This is a genomic window from Streptomyces sp. NPDC048278, from assembly GCF_040652195.1.
Lineage (GTDB): Bacteria > Actinomycetota > Actinomycetes > Streptomycetales > Streptomycetaceae > Streptomyces.
The window spans coordinates 21,808-40,483 of record NZ_JBEZLP010000032.1 but is presented as its reverse complement, the minus strand read 5'-3'; the positions used below and the strand labels follow the sequence as shown (position 1 = coordinate 40,483).

Here is an 18,676-nt window from a genome sequence, read left to right as displayed (position 1 = left end):
CCGACGCGGACGGACCACCCGGCGGGCGGCGGGCGCGGGGGTTGCCTAGCGTGACAGCGTGCGTCCCCGAATCGCCTCAGAGCGGCCGGTGGCCGCGCCGGCCGGCCGGTCCGTGGCCCGGCACGGCTGGCCGCAGGCCCTGGCCGTGGTGCTGGCCGCGTCGCTCGCGATGCTCGTGGTGTCCGCCGCGGGGCTGTGGGCGGCGGGCGCGGCGGACCTGCCGAAGGGCGCGTTCCCGCCGGTGGTCCTCGCGACCGTGGTGACGGCGGTCGGCGGCAGCGTCGAGCTGTCCGGGAACGCGGGCGAACTGGCCCGCACGAACGCCGGGCTGACGGTCGTACCGCTGTCGGTGACGCTGGTCGGGGCGCTGGTCGCCGCAGGAGGCTTCCTGCGTCCGCTGCGGCACCGGGCAGTGGCCGGGGCCGGGGAGCTGGCCGGGTGGGCGGCCCGGATCGCGGTGCTCTGGCTGCTCGCGCTGGTCGGGCTCGCGTCCGGTGCCCGGCACACCTTCGCGGTGGACGTGGGCAGCGGCACCCTGGGCGATCTCACCGACGTGCTGGACGCGGCACCGCGCGCGGGCTTCACGACGGACGTGCCGCCGACGGCCGGGTTCGGACTGCTGTGGCTGGCGGGGATCCTGCTGCTGGCGCTGCTGGTGTCGCGCGGGGCGCCGCTGCCGGGGCGCCTGCTGCGCTTCCAGGCCTCGGTGCGCCCGGCGGCGCACGCCATGGTCGCGCTCGTCCTGGCGTACGTCGTCCTGGCCCTGGTGGCCGCCCTGGTCACGATGGTGACCCGCGGTCACACCCGGGAGACCCTCGCGGTGATCCTGCTCGGGCTGCCCAACCTGGCCTGGCCGGCGCTCACGATCGGGCTCGGCGCCACCTGGAAGGGCAGGGTCGACGGCCCGTTCGGGCTGCCGGTGCCGAAGGTGCTGGCCGAGGTGCTGCGCACGCCGGACGTCTCGACCCTGAACCTGCGCACCGTCACGGCCCACGACGGCCGCTGGTGGTGCCTGGCCGGGGTGGCCGCGGTACTCCTGCTGGCCGCCGCGTTCCTGATGGCGGCCCGCTCCCCGGCCCGGATCCGCGCCTGGCAGCACGCCCTGCACCTGGCGGTCGCCCTGGCACTGACGATGCTGACGCTGTGCCTGATCGGACGGATCTCCGCCCACTACGGCCTCGCCCTGCTCGGCATCGGCGACCTGGGCGGGAATCTCTCGGGCGAACTGCTGCTCCGGCCCGTGCTGTGGTCGGCGGTGGGCCTGGGATTGCTGTGGGGACTGGTCGCCGGGTTCCTGGGCGCGCTGCTGGCCCGCCCGGTGCACCGGCGGGGCGAGGTGGCCCCCTGAACGCGGGCGGCAGGGCGCCGGCGGCCGTCAGCGGTCACCGTCGAGGGTGACCACCCGGGTCGGATCGCGACCGGGTCCTTCGCCGCCCGGCCCGGCGCGGTCGGTGACGTACGTGGACAGCCGCCGCCCGTCGCCGTACAGCCAGCGTCCCTCGGCCGGGTCGTACAGCCACATCGACTCCCCGTCGACCACCACGCCGATGCGCAGCCCGTGCGTACGGCCGCGGAAGGACTCCCCGTCGAGGCCGCCGACGGCCAGCTCCTCGACGGCGGCCCGGTAGCCGCTGAGCGCCTCGGCGGCGCGGGCGAGGAGCGGGCGCGGGTCGGTGGCCTCGGTGGCCGGGCCGCCGGTGACGGGCGGGTCCTGGGGTACGGCGACGAGGTAGCGGCCGTCGACCCAGGCGGACCAGCCGTTGGCGCAGCTGATCCGCGCCCAGTCGCCGTGCCGCTCGACGAGCTGGACGGGCAGCAGCGCGTCGAGGGGCACAGTGGGCCGGCCCGGGTCGGGGGCCTCCCAGGCGGGCATGCCGTCGCCGGGGACGACATGGGTGGGCCGGAATCCCGGCGTCGTCGTCATCGGTCGCCTACTTCCGCATCACGGCGGGTTCGTGGCGGCGCAGCAGCCGGGACAGCACCCAGCCGAAGACGACCGCCAGTACCACCAGCATGGCCATGTTCCGCAGCCAGACGCCCGTCGAGTGCCGGAAGAGGGGGTCGTCGGTGAAGGAGCCGGGCACGATCCGGTGCAGTTCGACGGTGCCGGCCATGGCGCCGAGTGCCCACCGCGAGGGGACCAGCCAGGCGACCTGTTCGAGTCCGGGCACGCCGTCCAGTTTCAGCAGGGTCCCGCAGAAGACGACCTGGACGACGGTGAGCAGCACCAGCAGCGGCATCGTCACCTCCTCCTTGCGGACCAGTGCGGAGATCAGCAGGCCGAGCATCATCGCGGTGAAGGAGAGCACGGCCACGGCGACGGTGATCTCCAGCAGGGGCGGCATCAGCACCCCGTGGCCGCCGGGCGCGTTGAGGTCGACGCCGGCCAGGCCGACCTGGGTGAGCACGATCGCCTGGAGCACGGTGATGGCCCCGAGGACGACGACCTTCGACATCACGTACGCCGATCTGGGCAGGCCGACGGCTCTCTCCCGCTGGTAGATGACCCGCTCCTTCACCAGCTCGCGGACGGCGTTGGCCGCGCCGGTCAGCACGCCGCCCACGCAGAGGGTGAGCAGGGCGTTGGTCGCGGTGTCGAAGGTGAGCTTGTTCCCGGCGACGGCCCGGGCCATGGCGCCCATCACGAACGGCAGCCCGACCATGATGGCGAGGAAGGTCCGGTCGGCGAGGAGCGCGGCCGTGTAGCGCCGTACCAGGGTGGAGAACTGGGCGCTCCAGCTGCGGGGCCTGGGCGGCGGGGCGGCGGCCACCGGTCCGGAGCGCGGCATCACCGGCTGGGCACTGGAGTTCACGATGTACTTGCGGTGGTACGACGACGCGCGGTACTCCCCCGCCCAGTCCCGGCCGGTGTCCCGCTCGAACGCCTCGAAGGCCTCGGGCCACTCGTCGAACCCGAAGAAGCCGAGGGCGTCGCCGGGCGGCCCGAAGTAGGCGGTCCGGCCGCCCGGTGCGAGGACCAGGAGGCGGTCGCAGACGTCCAGGCTGAGGACGCTGTGGGTGACGACGATGACGGTGCGGCCGTCGTCGGCGAGGCCGCGCAGCATGTTCATCACCGACCGGTCCATGCCGGGGTCGAGTCCGGAGGTCGGCTCGTCGAGGAAGAGCAGGGACGGTTTGGTCAGCAGTTCCAGGGCCACGCTGACCCGTTTGCGCTGCCCGCCGGAGAGGCTGTGCACGGGTTGTTCGGCGCGCTGTTCAAGGCCCAGTTCCCGGATGACCTCGTCCACCCGCTGTCTGCGCTCGGCCTTCGCGGTGTCCTCGGGGAAGCGCAGTTCGGCGGCGTAGGTGAGGGCGCTGCGCACGGTCAGCTGGACGTGCAGGATGTCGTCCTGCGGGACCAGGCCGATGCGCTGGCGCAGTTCGGCGTAGTCGCGGTAGAGGTCGCGGCCGTCGTAGAGGACGGTGCCGTGCTCGGCGGGGCGCTGGCCGGTGAGGGCGTTGAGCAGGGTGGACTTGCCGGCGCCGCTCGGTCCGACCACCGCCAGCAGGCACTTCTCGCCGACCGGGAAGGAGACGTGGTCCAGCAGGATCCTGCGGCCGTGGTCGACGGCGACGGTCAGTCCCTGGACGTCGAGGGAGACCTCGCCGGTGTCGACGTACTCCTGCAGTTCGCCGTCGACCAGGCAGAACGCGGAGTGGCCGATGCCGACGACGTCCCGGGGGCCGAGCGGTGCACGGGTGACCGGGCGGCCGTTGAGGTAGGTGCCGTTGTGGCTGTCGAGGTCGACGATCTCGTGGCTGCCGTCGGGGTGGGTGCGCAGTTCGGCGTGGTGGCGGGAGACGATCAGGTCGTCGACGACGACGTCGTTGTCGGGGGCGCGGCCGATGCGGACGGTGCGGGCCGGGAGCCGCCGTACCGAGGAGGGCTGCCGGAAGGTGCCGGTCCGGGCGGGCAGGGAGACGGCGGAGGGACGGTCCGTGGCGGGTGCGGGGCGACCGCTCAGGACGGCGGACGGGCCGTCGGCGGGGCTGCCGAAGCGGATCACCGTGCCCGGTCCGACCTCCCACTCACGGATGCGGCGCCCGTCGGCGTAGGTGCCGTTGGTGCTCTGCTCGTCCTCCAGGGTCCAGTGGCCCTCGTCGGGCCGCAGCACCGCGTGGTGCCACGAGACCCGGGCATCGTCGATGACGATGTCGCTCAACGGGTCCCGTCCGACGTGGTAGTCACGGCCCGGGCTCATCACCGTGGATCCCGTGTCGGTCTCCAGGACGAGTTCGGGCGCCGTCGAGGCGACCGGCCGCTCCGCCATGGGCAGAATTCTACCGATCCGCACCCTTCTGTGCCTGGTCAGGGCCGCCCGGGTGGCGGCTGTCGCATGTCAGGCGACGGGGACGACGAGAGCGGGGATGGTGCGCTGCATCCGCAGGGCGTCGATGGACTCGGCGAGCAGTTCGTACTCCGTGGTGTCGTCCTGGAGCGCGATCCGCACCAGCCGCCCGTCGGCCAACTCGTCGGCGACCAGCTCCTGCCGGGCCGTGTCGGCGCACCAGGCGCGCAGCACGCCGGGTATGTCGGAGACGGTCTCCGCGACCGGGACCAGCGCCCCCTGCGGGAACCGGGGGTTCTCGGGTAAGGGGTCGAGGCGTTCCGCGATCCAGGAGGCCCGGTCCCGTAACCACCACAGCGCCAGTGCCAGGGTCGGCGCACGGTAGGTGCCGAGCGGAACGCCGATGCGTTGCCCGCCGCACATGCCGTATGCCGTGACGTGGCACAGGAATTCGTCGTGCACGATCACTCCCCCGTAGCTCGCCGGTGTGCCGTCGCGGCCGGGTTTCCGTGCGGCTCCTGTGCGGTGAAGTGCTCCTGACATTCGAGTATGTTCACTTTCGAAACACTGTCACCACACCTTTCCGGCCAGTCTCTTGGCATATTCCCCCTGCGAATTGGCCGAAATGGGCGAGCTGCACCGCCCGGCCTTCACTTCCCGAGGTCCGGGCGGCCCGTCGCGCGGACCGGGGCACGGTGGCGCCGACGACTCACCGCAGGCTGCGCCCCCTCCTCTGACCAGCGATGACGACCTCGGCGAGGACTGATCCGCCGGGCCCGTGAACACCGACCGTCACCGGGCTGCCGCCCGGCGGCCGTTTCGAGTCCTGGAACGCCACCGGGCCTGAGGCGTCGGCGGACCCGACCGCCGCGACCCGGCCCCGGAGGACAGCGGCACCGGCCCTCGCGCGGCGGATGCCGCCCTACCTCGCCAGGTCACGGCCGTGATCGCAGCTGTGCACGGACGGTCCCCCGACCCCGCGGTCCGCCCGGTCGGGGACGCCGACGACCGCCATGAATCGGGCCGCCCAGGCCGGGAACCGGTGCATCAGGCGGAAGGTCCGGCTCCGGTGGCCGGTTTTGGCGCGGTCACGCTGAGTGACGGCGGACGGATCCTCCGGGAAAGGGCTTCCTGGACCGATTTCCGGCCGGACCGCGAGCCGGCGCCCGCGATGAGTTCCCGCGCTCGCGACGGTCTCCTGATGAAAGAGAGACCGTCGCGACCGGAGGACCGCCATGAGTACGACCGCACTGCTGGACGTGGAATTCACCGCCGTACTGCGCCGCAGCCCGGCCAGGGGCGGCTGGACCTACGTGGTCTGGCCCGAGTCCGCCGTGTTCTTCGGCACCCGGGGGCTGGTGAAGGTCCGGGGCACGGTCGACGGACGGCCTTTCCTGAGTTCCTTCATGGCCCTGGGCGACGGCACGCACAAGCTCCCGGTGCGGGCCGACGTCCGCAGGGCGATCGGGAAGGGCGAGGGGGACGCGGTGTGCGTCCGCCTCACCGAACGGATCACCGGTTGATCAGCGGATGATCACCGGTCGGTCAGCGGTTGATCAACGGTTGACGATCGCGTCGATCCGCGCCAGTTCCTCCGCGTCGAAGTCGAGGTTCCCGATGGCGCCGACGCAGTCCTCGACCTGCTGCGGGCTGCTCGCGCCGATCAGCGCGGAGGTCACCCGGCCGCCCCGCAGCACCCAGGACAGGGCGAGCTGGGCCAGCGTCTGGCCACGGCCCTTGGCGACCTCGTCGAGGTCGCGCAGCTGGGCGACCAGGTCCGCGGTGACCGCGTCCGAGTTCAGGAACGGGCTGTCGCTCGCGGCCCGCGACCCCTCGGGGATGCCGTCGAGGTAGCGGCCGGTGAGCAGGCCCTGCTCCAGCGGGGAGAAGACGATGGAGCCGACCTGGAGCTCGTCGAGGGCGTCCAGCAGGCCCTCGGTCTCCGGGCGGCGGTCGAGCATCGAGTAGCGCGGCTGGTGGATGAGGAGCGGGGTGCCGAGCTCGCCGAGGATCCGGGCCGCCTCGCGGGTCTGCTCCGCCGAGTAGTTGGAGACGCCGACGTAGAGCGCCTTGCCCTGCTGGACCGCCGAGTGCAGGGCACCCATCGTCTCCTCCAGCGGAGTCTCCGGGTCCGGGCGGTGCGAGTAGAAGATGTCGACGTAGTCCAGGCCCATCCGGGTCAGGGACTGGTCCAGCGAGGAGAGCAGGTACTTGCGCGAACCCCACTCGCCGTACGGGCCGGGCCACATCAGGTAGCCGGCCTTGGTGGAGATGACCAGCTCGTCGCGGTCGGCCGCGAAGTCCGCCTTCAGGGCCTCGCCGAACGCGGACTCGGCGGCGCCGGGCGGCGGGCCGTAGTTGTTGGCGAGGTCGAAGTGGGTGACGCCGAGGTCGAAGGCGCGGCGCAGGATGGCGCGCTGGGTCGTCACGGGCCGGTCGGGGCCGAAGTTGTGCCACAGGCCGAGCGACAGCGCGGGGAGCTTCAGGCCGCTACGACCGCTGCGGCGGTACGGCATGTCGGCGTAGCGGTCGGGGTGTGCGGTGTACAACGCGACTCCAGAGGGGTTGCCACAGGATCTACCGATGCCACTCTTTCCCGAGCCCCGTGCAGTGGTCCAACAGGAGAATCCGATGGAATTGTGCGGCTAGTCTTCTCAATCATGGAACTGCGCCACCTCCAGCACTTCGTCGCCGTCGCCGAGGACCAGCACTTCACCCGGGCGGCCGAGCGGCTCATGGTGTCCCAGTCGGGTCTGTCGGCGTCGATCCGGGCCCTGGAGCGGGAGCTGCGGGCGCCGCTGTTCGTGCGGACCACCCGCCGGGTGACGCTGACCGAGGCGGGCCGGGCGCTGCTCGGCGAGGCGGAACGGATCCTCGCCCAGGTGCGCTCCGCACACGAGGCGGTGGCCGCCGTGCAGGGCGTGCTGCGCGGGACGCTGGCGCTGGGCACCGAGCAGTGCATCGCCGGGGTGCACGTGGCGGGGCTGCTCGCCGCGTTCCGGCGCCGCCACCCGGACGTGGAGATCCGGCTGCGGCAGGCCGGCTCGGGCGCGCTCGCCGAGGAGGTGGCGGCGGGCCGGCTCGACCTGGCCTTCGCCTACCGCACCCAGGACGACACCGACCAGCTGCGCTCGGTGTCGCTGACCGGGGAGCCGATGACCGTGCTGTGCCATCCCAGCCACCGGCTGGCGACGGCCGGCGCGGCGGTGACCCCGGAGGATCTCGGCGGCGAGGTGTTCGTCGACTTCCACCCGGACTGGGGCCCGCGCCGCACCACCGACGCGGCCTTCGCCTCGGCGGGCGTGCGGCGGACGGTCGCCCTTGAGGTCAACGACGTGCACAGCCTCCTCGACCTGGTCGACGAGAACCTCGGCGTGGCCGTCGTACCGCGCCACTTCCGGCACAAGTGCCCCGCGCTGACCGCGCTCGCGCTCAAGGACACGGACGAGACCGCGTACGAGACGGTCGCCCTGCTGCCGCCCGAGACGGCCACCAGCCCGGCGGCCCGGGCGCTGATCACCCTCCTCGAAACAGGGGGTCTGGCAACACCCCCGGACGGGGCCTGCCCCTCCTGACCCGGGCCGCCCGTCGCCGCAGACTCGTGGAAGTCCACGACGACGACGGGGAGTTCGGAGATGGCGGAACACACACGGCGTACGGTGCTGCGCGGGGCTGCGGGCATCGCGGCGGCGGGCGCGCTGACGGGAGCGGCGATCCGGCCGGCCACGGCGGCAACGGCGACAACTGAACCGACGGATCATCACTATCCCTTCCTGGAGGGCGCGTTCGCCCCGGTCACCGAGGAACTCACGGCCTTCGACCTGCCGGTCACCGGCCGTATCCCCGGTGACCTGAACGGCCGTTACCTGCGCAACGGCCCGAACGTGCTCGGTCTCGAGGATCCGCGCGCCCACCACTGGATGCTGGGCGCGGGCATGGTGCACGGGGTGCGGCTGCGGGGCGGGCGCGCCGAGTGGTACCGCAACCGCTGGGTGCGGTCCGCGCAGGTGACGGCGGAGCTCGGGGAGACCTACCCCGGTCCGGTCCCGCCGGACGACTTCGCCTGCAACACCCATGTCGTCCCCTACCGGGGGCGGATCCTCGCGCTCCAGGAGAGCGGCCCGCTGCCGTACGAACTCGACGGCGAGCTCAACACCGTGGGCAGCTACGACTTCCGGGGCACCCTGGAGGGCGCGTTCACCGCGCACACCAAGTACGACGCGCACGCGGACGAGTTGCACGCGATCGCCTACTACCCGACCTGGGACCACGTCCGGCACCTGGTCGTGGGCCCGACCGGCCGGGTCGCCCGCACCACCCGGATCCCGGTCCGGGACGCGCCGATGATGCACGACTTCGCGCTCACCGAGAAACACGTGGTCGTCTTCGACGTCCCGGTCACCTTCGACGCCGAGGCCGCCGGGGCGGGCGCGCCGGTGCCGTACGTGTGGAACCGTGAACACCCGGCCCGGGTGGGCGTGATGCCCCGGTCCGGGGGCGCCGTCCGGTGGTTCGGCGTCGACCCGGTCTTCTACTCGCACACCCTGAACGCGTACGACGAGGGCGGGTCCGTGGTGATCGACCTGACGACCTATCCGGCGCCGTTCGACGTCGCGGGCGCCACCACCGACGGACCGCACGCGGTGGGCACCGCGAGGCTGGAGCGCTGGACCGTCGACCTGCACCGCGGGCGGGTCCGCAGGCGCACCCTCGACGACCGGCCGCAGGAATTCCCGCGCGTCAACGAGGAGTTGGTGTCCCGCCGGCACCGCTACGGCTACTCGGCGGCAGCCGCCGAGATGTCCGTCGCCTATCTGGCCGGCGACGGCAACCCACCGGACCGCGCCTTCTCCAACGCCCTCTTCAAGCACGACCTCGCGCGCGGCACGGCCGAGGTGCACCGGCTGCCGCGGGGCGCGGCGGCGGGTGAGGCGGTGTTCGTGCCGGGCGGACACGGGCGGCGGGAGGACGACGGCTACGCGATCGCCTACGTCCACAACCCGGACCGGGGCGCCGCCGACCTGCTGATCCTCGCCGCGCAGGACTTCACCGGCGAGCCGCTGGCCCGGGTGCACCTGCCGGGCCGGGTGCCGCTGGGGTTCCACGGAAGCTGGATTCCGGACGCATGACGACCGGCGATGCGCGATCGTGGTCGTATGCATGCAAGGGACATCCTCATCGACGGCTTCGGCCGCATCCAGGAAGAAGTCCATGCCGCCCTCGACGGCGCCGACCCCGACCTGCTCAACAAGCTCCCGGCCCCCGACGCCAACTCCATCACCTGGCTGGTCTGGCACCTCACCCGGATCCAGGACGACCATGTCGCCGACGCCTTCGACCTCGACCAGGTGTGGCTGGCCCAGGGCTGGGAGAAGCGTTTCGGCCTCGGCCTGCCGCCCCGTGACCACGGGTACGGCCATACGCCGGCCGACGTCGCGAAGGTCACGGTGGACTCCGGCGACCTGCTGACCGGCTACTACGACGCGGTGCACGAGCAGACCCTGGGTGTGCTGCGCGAGCTCCCGGCCAAGGACCTGGAGCGGGTCGTGGACACCCGGTTCGACCCGCCGGTCACGCTGGGCGTACGGCTGGTGAGCGTCCTGTCCGACGATCTCCAGCACGTCGGACAGGCCGCCTACATACGGGGACTGCTTCAGAGCGCGGCGGCGTAACCCGGCAGGACGACGTCCTCGACGAGGGCCCTGCGCTCGTCGAACGGGATGAACGCGCTCTTCAGGGCGTTCACCGTGACCGTGCGCAGGTCCTCGACGGTCCAGCCGGCCTCCGCCACCAGCAGGGACATCTCCCGGGTCATCGTCGTCCCCGACACCAGCCGGTTGTCCGTGTTGAGGGTGACCCGGAAGCCCAGCTCCTTCAGCGCGGTGATCGGGTGCTCGGCGATCGAGGTGGCGCAGCCGGTCTGGAGGTTGGAGGTGGGGCACATCTCCAGGGCGATCCGGCGGTCGCGCACCCAGCTCGCGAGGCGGCCGAGCTTGCCGTCGACGATGTCCTCGGTGATCCGGACCCCGTGCCCGATGCGCTGGGCGCCGCACGCCTGGATCGCCTGGTGGATGCTGGGCAGGCCGAACGCCTCACCGGCGTGGATGGTGAAGGGCACGTTCTCGCCGCGCAGGAGCTCGAAGGCGTCCAGGTGGTCGGCGGCCGGGAAGCCGTCCTCGGCGCCGGCGATGTCGAAGCCGACGACACCGGCGTCCCGGTAGGCGACGGCCAGTTCCGCGGCCTCGCGGACCCGGTCGAACATGCGCATCCCGCACAGCAGGGTGCCGACGCGGACGGGCGTGCCCGCGGCGGCGGCCTTCGCCATACCGGCGGCGAGCCCCTCCTGCACGCTCTCCACGACCTCGTTCAGCGTGAGCCCGCCCCTGACGTTCAGCTCCGGGGCGTAGCGCACCTCGCCGTAGACGACACCGTCGGCGGCCAGGTCGAGGACGTACTCCTCGGCGACCCGGCGCAGCCCCTCCTTGGTCTGCATGACGGCGAGGGTGTGCTCGAAGGTGGCTATGTAGCGGACCAGGTCGCCGGAGTTGGCGGCCTCGAAGTACCAGGCGGCCAGCTCGTCGGGGTCGGTGGCGGGCAGGGTGTGACCGACCTCGGCCGCGAGCTCGACGAGGGTGGCGGGGCGCAGGCCGCCGTCGAGGTGGTCGTGCAGGACGGCCTTGGGAAGGCGACGTATCACGTCTGCGTCTACGCGCGTAGCGGTCATGGTGGGGCTTTCCTCGGCAGGTGGTTCGGAGTGGTCGGTCAGGCGGCGGGCTGGAGCAGGTCCCAGCGGTTTCCGTAGAGGTCCTGGAAGACGGCGACACTGCCGTACGGCTCGTGCCGCGGCTCTTCGAGGAACGTCACGCCGGCCGCGGTCATCCGGGCGTGGTCGCGGGCGAAGTCGTCGGTGTGCAGGAAGAAGCCGACCCGGCCACCGGTCTGGTCGCCGACGCGGGCACGCTGGCCCTCGTCCTTGGCGCGGGCGAGCAGCAGTCCGGTGCCGTGCCCCTGCCCGCCGGGCTCCACGACGACCCAGCGGGACCCGTCGGGGCGCGGCGCGTCCTCGGCCAGCCGGAACCCGAGGGCCTCGGTGTAGAAGCGGATCGCGTCGTCGTAGTCGCCGACGACGAGGGTGACCAGGGCGACGCGTCGCATGGGGGCCTTTCGGTGGAGCGGTTAGCGGGAGAGGTTATACGTAAAACTCGGGGGATGCCAGTCTGCTCTTTCCGAGGGCGAGTTCTTGGCGACGGCCCCTGAAGGTGCCCCGTCAGGGGCGCGGGGAACTGCGCGACCAGCCACCACGGACCCGCACCCGACTACCGGGCCGCCGCCCCCTACCGCTCCGCTTCCCCCTGAGCGACCTCCACCCGATGATGAAAGTCGGCCATCCCGGTCGCGGACGCGACACACGACACCCCGGCGCACGCCACGAGCAGCACCGCGACCCACCCCCCGGCCCGCCGTCGCGCCCGCGGCGCCAGCAGCGCCTCGACCCGCCGCGGCACCGGCCCGGACGCGGCACCCGGCACGAACGCCGGCCGCTCCGCACCCCCGCCCTGCCTCGCCAGCGCGGCCCGGGCGATCGCGCGGGCCGTCAGCCGCCGGTCGCCCACCGCGCTCGCCGCGGCCTCGTCCGCGGCGCGCTCCGCGGCCAGCCGGATGACGTCCCGGACCCCGCGCAGCGCCGGATGGCAGTGCGCCGCGAGCTCGGCCGCGGCGAGGAAGTAGTGGTGGCCGCCCGCGTTGTGTGCGCGTTCGTGCGCGAACAGCGCCTCCCGCTCGCTTCCGTCGAGGCTGCGCAGCATCCCGGTGGTGACCACGATCCGGTGCGGCCTGCCGGGCAGCGCGTACGCGTCCGCGCACGGCGAGTCGACCACGCACAGGTCACCGGCGGCAGGCCCGTGCCCGGCCTCCGTGCGGGCCGCGCGGAAGGCACGGACCTGCCGGAGTACCGACCGCGCGAGCGTCCAGGCAAACACGGCGAGGCCGCCCACCGACACGGCGGCCAGCGGCAGCACGTAGCGGTCGGAGGCGGTGTGCAGCGGCTGGATCAGGTCGCCGAGCGCGGCGAAGAACGGCAGCCTGAGCAGCCCGGTGAGGACAAACGCGCCGAGCGCGGCGAGCGAGCACCCCGCGAGGGCGACGGCCGAACCCGTGACCGCCCGGAGCGCGACGGCCGGGGCCAGCCGGTCGAGGGCCCGGCGGGCCAGGGGCGGCAGGGCGAACGGCAGCAGCAGCGGCAGGATCAGGAGTGCGATCATCATCCACCGGATTGCTCGTCGGCTTCGAGCAGGCCGCGCAGCACCCGCTCGTCGTCGGGGCTGAGCTGGGCGACGAACCGGGCGAGCACGGTCTCCCGGTCGGCGTCCCGGTCGAGCTCGGTGTGCATCCGCTTCGCGGTGAGGCCCTGGGCGTCCTGGACGGGGACGTAGGCGTAGCCGCGCCCCTGCCGGTGCCGTTCGACCACGCCCTTGTCGTGCAGCCTGGTCAGGATCGTCGTCACCGTCGTACGGGCCAGGTCGGTGCCGAGGCTCCGCTGTACCTGGCCGGGCGTCTGGGGCGCGCCGGCTGCCCAGAGAGCGGCCATGACACTCGCCTCCAGTTCGCCGGCCGGCCGGCGTTCGTCCTTCGGGTCGGCCATGGAAGGTTCCTCACCCCTTCGTCGTCCTCGGTCCGCGGACCGTCTACGGCAGTGTAGTCAGCCGGGCGGCGGCCGGCGCCCGGGAATCCATTATGGGCAGCCCGTCGCGGGAAGGGGCCCGGCCGCCGGTCGGGAGCTTCGCGGCCGTGGAGATCACGAACCCGGCCCGCTCCCCCGGGCGGGGACGGCCCGTCGTGCGCGTTCTTCCGGATCCGGCCGTACGCCGCGCCGGCCTGGCACGGCGTACGGGCTGCGTGGCCGACGGCTGATGCGGGACAGGGTGTGGGCGGTCCGAGCCGGACCGTCAACCGGCCTTGCCGTGGAGGGCGTTCAGCCGGGTCAGCTCGTCCTCGGTGAGCCGGACGGCACCGGCCGCCACGTTCTCGGCCAGGTGGTCCGGGTTGCCGGTGCCGGGGATGGCGAGGACGTGCGGGCCCTGGTGCAGGGTCCAGGCGAGGCGGATCTGGGCGGGGGTGGCGTCGTGGGCGCGGGCGACGGCGAGGACCTCGTCGTCGTGGTTCTCCGTGGCGCCGTGCGCCCCGGCGTCACCCGCGACGGCGAAGAACGGCACGAAGGCGATGCCCCGTTCGCCGCAGACGCGCACGACCTCGTCGGTGGCCGGGTCCGCCGCGTCGAGTCCCCAGCGGTTCTGCACGCACACCACGGGGGCGATGGCCAGCGCCTCGTCGAGGTGGCGCGGTTCGACGTCGGAGACGCCGAGGTGCCGGATCAGCCCGGCCTCGCGCAGTTCGGCGAGGGCGCCGAAGTGCTCGGCGATCGAGTCCTGGCGCATCCGGCGGAGGTTGACCACGTCGAGGTGGTCGCGGCCGAGCTGGCGCAGGTTCTCCTCGACGTGCCCGCGCAGCTGGTCGGGGCGGGCGGAGGTGCCCCACTCCCCGTGGTAGTCGCGGTAGGGGCCGACCTTGGTGACGACGACCAGGTCGTCCGGGTAGGGGGACAGGGCGGTGTTGATGAGTTCGTTGGCGGAGCGCAGCGCGGAGAAGTAGAAGGCCGCCGTGTCGATGTGGTTCACGCCGAGCTCGACGGCCCTGCGCAGGACGGCGATCGAACGGTCGCGGTCGCTCGGGGTGCCGTGGTGGAAGGCGGCACTGCCCGTCAGCCGCATCGCGCCGAAGCCGAGGCGGTGGACGGGCAGGTCGCCGAGTCTCCAGGTGCCGGAGGCGTCCGCGGTGATCGTTTCGGAGGTCATCGACGGAGTCTGGCACACGATCCCGACGAGGGTCCCGGCGATCCCGGCGATCCCGGCGCTCCCGGCCACGGGTTCAGCAGTAGAGGTTGCCGCCGGTCGCGACGCCGAGGATCTGGGTGAACCTCTGGTAGGCGCTGACCCGGCTCTGCACCTGCGCCGGGTTCTTGCCGTCGCACTCCAGGGACCCGTTGATGGAGCGGATGGTCTGGCCGAAGCCGGCCTGGTTGACCATGGCGTTGTGGCCGGTCATGGTGCCGGGGCCCTTCTGGGTGTTCCAGTACCAGAGGCCGGTCTTCCAGGCGACGGCGGAGTTGTTCTGGACCTGCCACGGATTGTTGAGCAGGTCGATGCCGAGCGCGTCGCCCGCGGCCTTGTAGTTGAAGTTCCAGCTGAGCTGGATGGGCCCTCGCCCGTAGTAGGCGGACTGGCCCGCGGGACAGCCGTAGGACTGGCTCCGGTCGCAGTAGTGCGAGTAGTTGGCGGTGTTCTGCTCGACGATGTAGACCAGGCCGCCGGTCTCGTGGCTGACGTTGGCGAGGAAGGCGGCGGCCTCCTGCTTCTTGACGGTGTCGCTGCCGGTGTTGGCGAAGGCCGGGTAGGCGCTGAGGGCGGCGGTGAGGCCGCTGTAGCTGTAGAACGAGTTCCGGCTCGGGAACATCTGGTTGAACTGCGCCTCGCTGACGACGAAGCCGGCGGCGGAGGCCGAGGGGGCCGCCTGGAACACCAGGACGGAGCCGCCTATGGCCAGCGAGGTCAGGAGGGCGGCGATACGGCGCCTCAACACGGATCAACTCCTTTGCGGAGCACGGCCGCGCCCCTGGAAGGGGGTGCGGCCGCGGTGGGGGGTGTGAGGCACACTCAACTGCTTTGGTCTGTACCAGTCAAGGGTGTAGACCAGTCAACCGGTGGGGTTCAGCTCAGGGGCTTGGCGAGGACCGCCTTGCGGTGGCTGAACGTCTCGATGGAGTACCGGCCGTGGTAGCTGCCCATACCGCTCTCTCCCACCCCGCCGAACGGCAGGTCGGAGACGGTGAGATGGGCGAGCGGCAGGCCGTGGCCGAGGGCGCCGGAGGACGTCTCGGCGGCGATCCGCTCGCGGGTGGCGTCGGACTCGCTGAACACGTAGAGCGCGAGGGGTTTGTCGCGGTCGTTGATGAAGCCGATCGCGCCGTCGAGGTCCGGGACGGTCACCACGGGCAGGATCGGGCCGAAGATCTCCTCCCGCATCACCGGGGAGTCCGGGTCGACGTCGGCGAGCACGGTGGGCGCGATGTACCTGGCGGCCCGGTCGGTGTCGCCGCCGACGGCCACCCGGCCCGAGCCGAGCAGACCGCTGAGCCGGTCGAAGTGGCGCTCGTTGACGATCCGGCCGTACTCGCCGGACTCCTTGGGCTCGCTGCCGAACAGCCCCTGGACGGCCTCGGCCAGGGCGGGTTCCAGGGCCGCGGCCGTCTCCGGGTCGGTCAGGACGTAGTCGGGGGCCACGCAGGTCTGCCCGGCGTTGAGGAACTTGCCGCGCGCCAGCCGCTGCGCGACCACGGTGAGGTCGGTGCCGCGGTCCACGAACGCCGGGGACTTGCCGCCGAGTTCGAGGGCGACCGGGGTGAGGTGCTCTGCGGCGGCACGCATCACGACACGGCCCACCACGCCGTTGCCGGTGTAGAAGATGTGGTCGAAGCGCTCGGCCAGCAGGGCCGTGGTCTCGGGGATGCCGCCCTCGACGACGGCGACCGCCTCGGTGTCGAGGTAGGCCGGGAGCAGCCGGGCCAGCGCGGCCGAGGTCGCGGGGGCCAGCTCGCTGGGCTTGGCGACGACCGCGTTGCCTGCGGCGAGGGCGCCGGCAACGGGCGCGAGCAGCAGCTGGGCCGGGTAGTTCCACGGGGCGATGACGAGGACGACGCCCAGCGGGTCGTACTGCGTCCAGGCGGTCGCGTCGTCGCCCAGGTGCTTCGGGACCGGCGCGGACTCGGGGCGCAGCCACTCCGCCAGGTGGTCGAGGGTGTGGTCGATCTCCCGGACGGTGAAGTCGATCTCCGTGCCGTAGGCCTCGCGTGTGCTCTTGCCCAGGTCCGCGCGGAGAGCCGCGGCGATCTCGTCGCCACGCTCCGTGAGCATGGCGCGCAGCCGGCGCAGCTGGCCGGTGCGCCACTCGACGGGCTTGGTGCGGCCGGTGCGGAAGGTGGCGCGCAGCCGGGCAACGATGTCGGCGGGCTGCTCGGGGGTGGGCTGGTTCACGGATGCCTCGCTGGTGATGCGCTCGGGCCACAGGGCCCGACCGGGGTCTCGACGATCAGATGCATATTGCAACCTTTCATGGACCGAAGTAAATTCCGGCAGCCCGAAACTACCGGGTTTGACGAAGGTCACACCGGCTCCGCCGGGGGGTTCGCACCAGCGCCGTTCGAGGTGTACCCGTTCGGGCAGGCCCCCGGACCGGCATCCCGCACCGCGGAACCTGAAGAATCCCCTCCATGACCATCGCCGCGCATCTGCTCGTCGCCCGCGCCCGGGAACTCGCCGACGGCCTCCTCTCCCCCGCCGCCGAGCGCGTCGACCAGGAGGGCGTCCCGGCGAGCCACATCGAGGCCGTCAAACGCTCGGGCCTGCTGGGGCTGAACGCGCCGGTGGCCTACGGCGGCTCGGCGGCGCCCGCGGCCGTGGCGCGGGAGACCGCGGAGATCCTGGCCGGGGCGTGCTGCTCGACCTGGTTCGTGCAGACGCAGCACCACACGCCGGTGCTGACCCTGACCGGGTCCGTCCTGCCGGTGCGGGAGCGCCTGCTGGGTCCGCTGGCCCGCGGTGAGCTGCTGGCGGGGGTGGCGTACGCGCATCTGCGGTCCTATCCGCGGGTTCCCGTCCGGGTCCGGCGGGAGGCGGGCGTACGGGTCTTCTCCGGCACCGTGCCCTGGTTCACCGGCTGGGGCCTGAACGACGTCCTGCTGCTGGCCGGGGTGACCGAGGCGGACGAGGCCCTGTTCGCCTTCGTCGAGGCGCGCGAGCAGCCGGGCCTGCGACCGTCGGAGCCGATGCGGCTGGCCGCGCTCACCGCGTCCCGGACGGTGTCCCTGGACCTGGACGGCCTGCGGGTCCCCGAGGAGGCGGTCGCGCTCCGGATGCCGTTCGAGCAGTGGGCCGCGACGGACCGACCGAAGTCCCGCAACACGAATCCGGCGGTCTTCGGGATCGCGGAGGCGGCACTGGCGCTGGTGGCGGAGGAGTACGCGGCCGGTCTGCGGGACCGCCTGGCGGAGATCCGCGGCCGGGCCTACGCACTGGCCGACCATCCGGTGCCGTACGAGCACACGGAGGAGCGGCTGGCGCTGCGGGCGGAGGCGTTCGCGCTGATGCGTACGGCCACGACGGCGGCCGTGGTGACCGGCGGCGGCCGGGCGATGTCGCTGCACCACCGCGCCCAACGGCTGGCAAGGGAGGGTCTGTTCCTGCTGGTCCAGGGCCAGACGAGCGAGTCGCGCACGGCGCACCTGGCGGACCTCGCGCGGCGCCACCGCGCTGTTCGTTGACCCGGCCGCCGGACACATGCGTTGCGCATCGCACGACACAGTGCGTCAAGTGGAACGCGACCTCTTGACCCGTCGGCCCTCCAGGCTGGACCATGTTGCGTATCACTCATGTCGTTGCGCAATGCGCATCAGGGAGGATGTCATGTCTCCTCGACCGCAGCCCGGCCGCGAGTTCGTCCTCACCCTTTCGTGTCCCGACCGGGCCGGTCTGGTCCACGCCGTCACCGGGTTCCTGGTCGGCCACGGCGGCAACATCCTGGAGAGCCAGCAGTTCGACGACCGGGCCGAGGACCGCTTCTTCATGCGGGTGCACTTCGACGTCCCGGCCGGCGCCGGCTCGCTGGAGGAGCTGCGCGCCGGTTTCGTCCCGGTCGCCGAAGAGCACCGGATCACCTGGCGGCTGACCGACGCGTCGACCCCGACCCGCACCCTCATCATGGTGTCGAAGTTCGGCCACTGCCTGAACGACCTGCTGTTCCGCAGGTCCACGGGCGCGCTCAACATCGAGATTCCGGCGATCGTCTCCAACCACCGCGACTTCGAGCCGCTGGCCCGGACCTACGGCATCCCCTTCCACCACATCCCGGTGACGCCCGACACCAAGGCGGAGGCGGAGGCCCGGCTGCTGCGCCTGGTCGGCGAGCTGGACGTCGACCTGGTGGTGCTCGCCCGCTACATGCAGATCCTCTCCGACGACCTGTGCAAGCGGCTCGACGGCCGGGCCATCAACATCCACCACTCGTTCCTGCCGAGCTTCAAGGGGGCCCGGCCCTACGTCCAGGCGCACCGGCGCGGCGTCAAGCTGGTGGGCGCCACCGCGCACTACGTGACGCCCGATCTGGACGAGGGCCCGATCATCGAGCAGGACGTGGTCCGGGTGAGCCACTCGCACGCCCCGGACGAACTGGTCGCGCTCGGCCGTGACGTGGAGGCCCAGGTGCTCGCCCGCGCGGTGCGCTGGCACAGCGAGAGCCGGGTGCTGGTCAACGGCCGTTGCACGGTCGTCTTCCGCTGA

General features: G+C 72.6%; 18 protein-coding genes. 7 read left to right on the top strand and 11 right to left on the bottom strand.

What is annotated here, in order from left to right:
- The first annotated feature begins 88 nt into the window (after positions 1 to 88).
- Positions 89 to 1,348: a streptophobe family protein gene (locus tag AB0D74_RS38605; protein WP_362597755.1), complete on the top strand. Its 1,260-nt coding sequence runs from the start codon at positions 89 to 91 to the stop codon at positions 1,346 to 1,348.
- A gap of 27 nt (positions 1,349 to 1,375) precedes the next feature.
- Here AB0D74_RS38605 and AB0D74_RS38600 read toward each other — a convergent pair whose 3' ends face one another.
- The 3 genes from AB0D74_RS38600 to AB0D74_RS38590 all read right to left on the bottom strand — a co-directional run bounded on the left by AB0D74_RS38600 (position 1,376) and on the right by AB0D74_RS38590 (position 4,751).
- Positions 1,376 to 1,924: a hypothetical protein gene (locus tag AB0D74_RS38600; RefSeq protein WP_362597559.1), complete on the bottom strand. Its 549-nt coding sequence runs from the start codon at positions 1,922 to 1,924 to the stop codon at positions 1,376 to 1,378.
- A 7-nt stretch (positions 1,925 to 1,931) separates the two neighbouring features.
- Complete coding sequence (locus AB0D74_RS38595) at positions 1,932 to 4,271, bottom strand: FHA domain-containing protein (protein WP_362597556.1); 2,340 nt, start codon at positions 4,269 to 4,271, stop codon at positions 1,932 to 1,934.
- Positions 4,272 to 4,340: 69 nt separating this feature from the next.
- A complete protein-coding gene (locus AB0D74_RS38590) occupies positions 4,341 to 4,751 on the bottom strand; it encodes a hypothetical protein (RefSeq protein WP_362597553.1) in 411 nt (136 codons plus the stop codon).
- A 773-nt stretch (positions 4,752 to 5,524) separates the two neighbouring features.
- Here AB0D74_RS38590 and AB0D74_RS38585 point away from each other — a divergent pair.
- Positions 5,525 to 5,812 carry a DUF1905 domain-containing protein gene (locus AB0D74_RS38585; protein ID WP_362597550.1) on the top strand — a complete coding sequence of 96 codons (288 nt, stop codon included), beginning with the start codon at positions 5,525 to 5,527 and terminating at the stop codon, positions 5,810 to 5,812.
- A gap of 33 nt (positions 5,813 to 5,845) precedes the next feature.
- Here the strand turns inward: AB0D74_RS38585 and mgrA are convergent, their stop codons facing one another.
- On the bottom strand, positions 5,846 to 6,838 hold the full coding sequence (mgrA, locus tag AB0D74_RS38580; RefSeq protein ID WP_362597547.1) for an L-glyceraldehyde 3-phosphate reductase: 993 nt from the start codon (positions 6,836 to 6,838) through the stop codon (positions 5,846 to 5,848).
- A 111-nt stretch (positions 6,839 to 6,949) separates the two neighbouring features.
- On the opposite strand from mgrA, the gene AB0D74_RS38575 reads away from it, so the two are divergent.
- Genes AB0D74_RS38575 through AB0D74_RS38565 form a run of 3 tightly spaced genes read left to right on the top strand, consistent with a single transcriptional unit; the run spans position 6,950 to position 9,961 of the window.
- A complete protein-coding gene (locus tag AB0D74_RS38575; protein WP_362597544.1) occupies positions 6,950 to 7,864 on the top strand; it encodes a LysR substrate-binding domain-containing protein in 915 nt (304 codons plus the stop codon).
- A 60-nt stretch (positions 7,865 to 7,924) separates the two neighbouring features.
- Complete coding sequence (locus AB0D74_RS38570) at positions 7,925 to 9,418, top strand: carotenoid oxygenase family protein (RefSeq protein WP_362597541.1); 1,494 nt, start codon at positions 7,925 to 7,927, stop codon at positions 9,416 to 9,418.
- 27 nt (positions 9,419 to 9,445) lie between these two features.
- Positions 9,446 to 9,961 carry a DinB family protein gene (locus AB0D74_RS38565; RefSeq protein WP_362597539.1) on the top strand — a complete coding sequence of 172 codons (516 nt, stop codon included), beginning with the start codon at positions 9,446 to 9,448 and terminating at the stop codon, positions 9,959 to 9,961.
- Here AB0D74_RS38565 and AB0D74_RS38560 read toward each other — a convergent pair.
- The 7 genes from AB0D74_RS38560 to AB0D74_RS38530 all read right to left on the bottom strand — a co-directional run bounded on the left by AB0D74_RS38560 (position 9,943) and on the right by AB0D74_RS38530 (position 16,375).
- Entirely contained in the window at positions 9,943 to 11,013 is a 1,071-nt protein-coding gene (locus tag AB0D74_RS38560; protein WP_362597536.1) for an adenosine deaminase, read from the bottom strand. The genes AB0D74_RS38565 and AB0D74_RS38560 overlap by 19 nt on opposite strands.
- Positions 11,014 to 11,051: 38 nt before the next feature.
- The gene (locus AB0D74_RS38555; RefSeq protein ID WP_362597532.1) at positions 11,052 to 11,444 is read right to left on the bottom strand and encodes a VOC family protein; all 393 of its coding nucleotides are present in this window, start codon (positions 11,442 to 11,444) and stop codon (positions 11,052 to 11,054) included.
- Between the two features lie 179 nt (positions 11,445 to 11,623).
- A complete protein-coding gene (locus AB0D74_RS38550; RefSeq protein ID WP_362597752.1) occupies positions 11,624 to 12,550 on the bottom strand; it encodes a M48 family metalloprotease in 927 nt (308 codons plus the stop codon).
- Positions 12,550 to 12,930, bottom strand: coding sequence for a BlaI/MecI/CopY family transcriptional regulator (locus tag AB0D74_RS38545; RefSeq protein ID WP_362597529.1), 381 nt, complete (start codon positions 12,928 to 12,930; stop codon positions 12,550 to 12,552). Before AB0D74_RS38545 ends, AB0D74_RS38550 begins: the two co-directional genes overlap by 1 nt.
- Before the next feature lie 304 nt (positions 12,931 to 13,234).
- Complete coding sequence (locus tag AB0D74_RS38540) at positions 13,235 to 14,140, bottom strand: aldo/keto reductase (RefSeq protein ID WP_362597526.1); 906 nt, start codon at positions 14,138 to 14,140, stop codon at positions 13,235 to 13,237.
- Between the two features lie 73 nt (positions 14,141 to 14,213).
- Positions 14,214 to 14,924 carry a chitinase gene (locus tag AB0D74_RS38535; RefSeq protein WP_362597523.1) on the bottom strand — a complete coding sequence of 237 codons (711 nt, stop codon included), beginning with the start codon at positions 14,922 to 14,924 and terminating at the stop codon, positions 14,214 to 14,216.
- A 128-nt stretch (positions 14,925 to 15,052) separates the two neighbouring features.
- Positions 15,053 to 16,375, bottom strand: a complete 1,323-nt coding sequence (locus AB0D74_RS38530; protein WP_362597520.1) for an aldehyde dehydrogenase family protein — start codon at positions 16,373 to 16,375, stop codon at positions 15,053 to 15,055.
- A 236-nt stretch (positions 16,376 to 16,611) separates the two neighbouring features.
- Here AB0D74_RS38530 and AB0D74_RS38525 point away from each other — a divergent pair, with 236 nt between their 5' ends.
- Together AB0D74_RS38525 and purU are read left to right on the top strand one after the other, a co-directional pair.
- Complete coding sequence (locus AB0D74_RS38525) at positions 16,612 to 17,661, top strand: acyl-CoA dehydrogenase family protein (RefSeq protein WP_362597517.1); 1,050 nt, start codon at positions 16,612 to 16,614, stop codon at positions 17,659 to 17,661.
- Positions 17,662 to 17,803: 142 nt separating this feature from the next.
- Positions 17,804 to 18,676 (top strand): formyltetrahydrofolate deformylase, encoded by an 873-nt coding sequence (purU, locus tag AB0D74_RS38520; RefSeq protein WP_362597514.1) that lies wholly within the window; start codon positions 17,804 to 17,806, stop codon positions 18,674 to 18,676.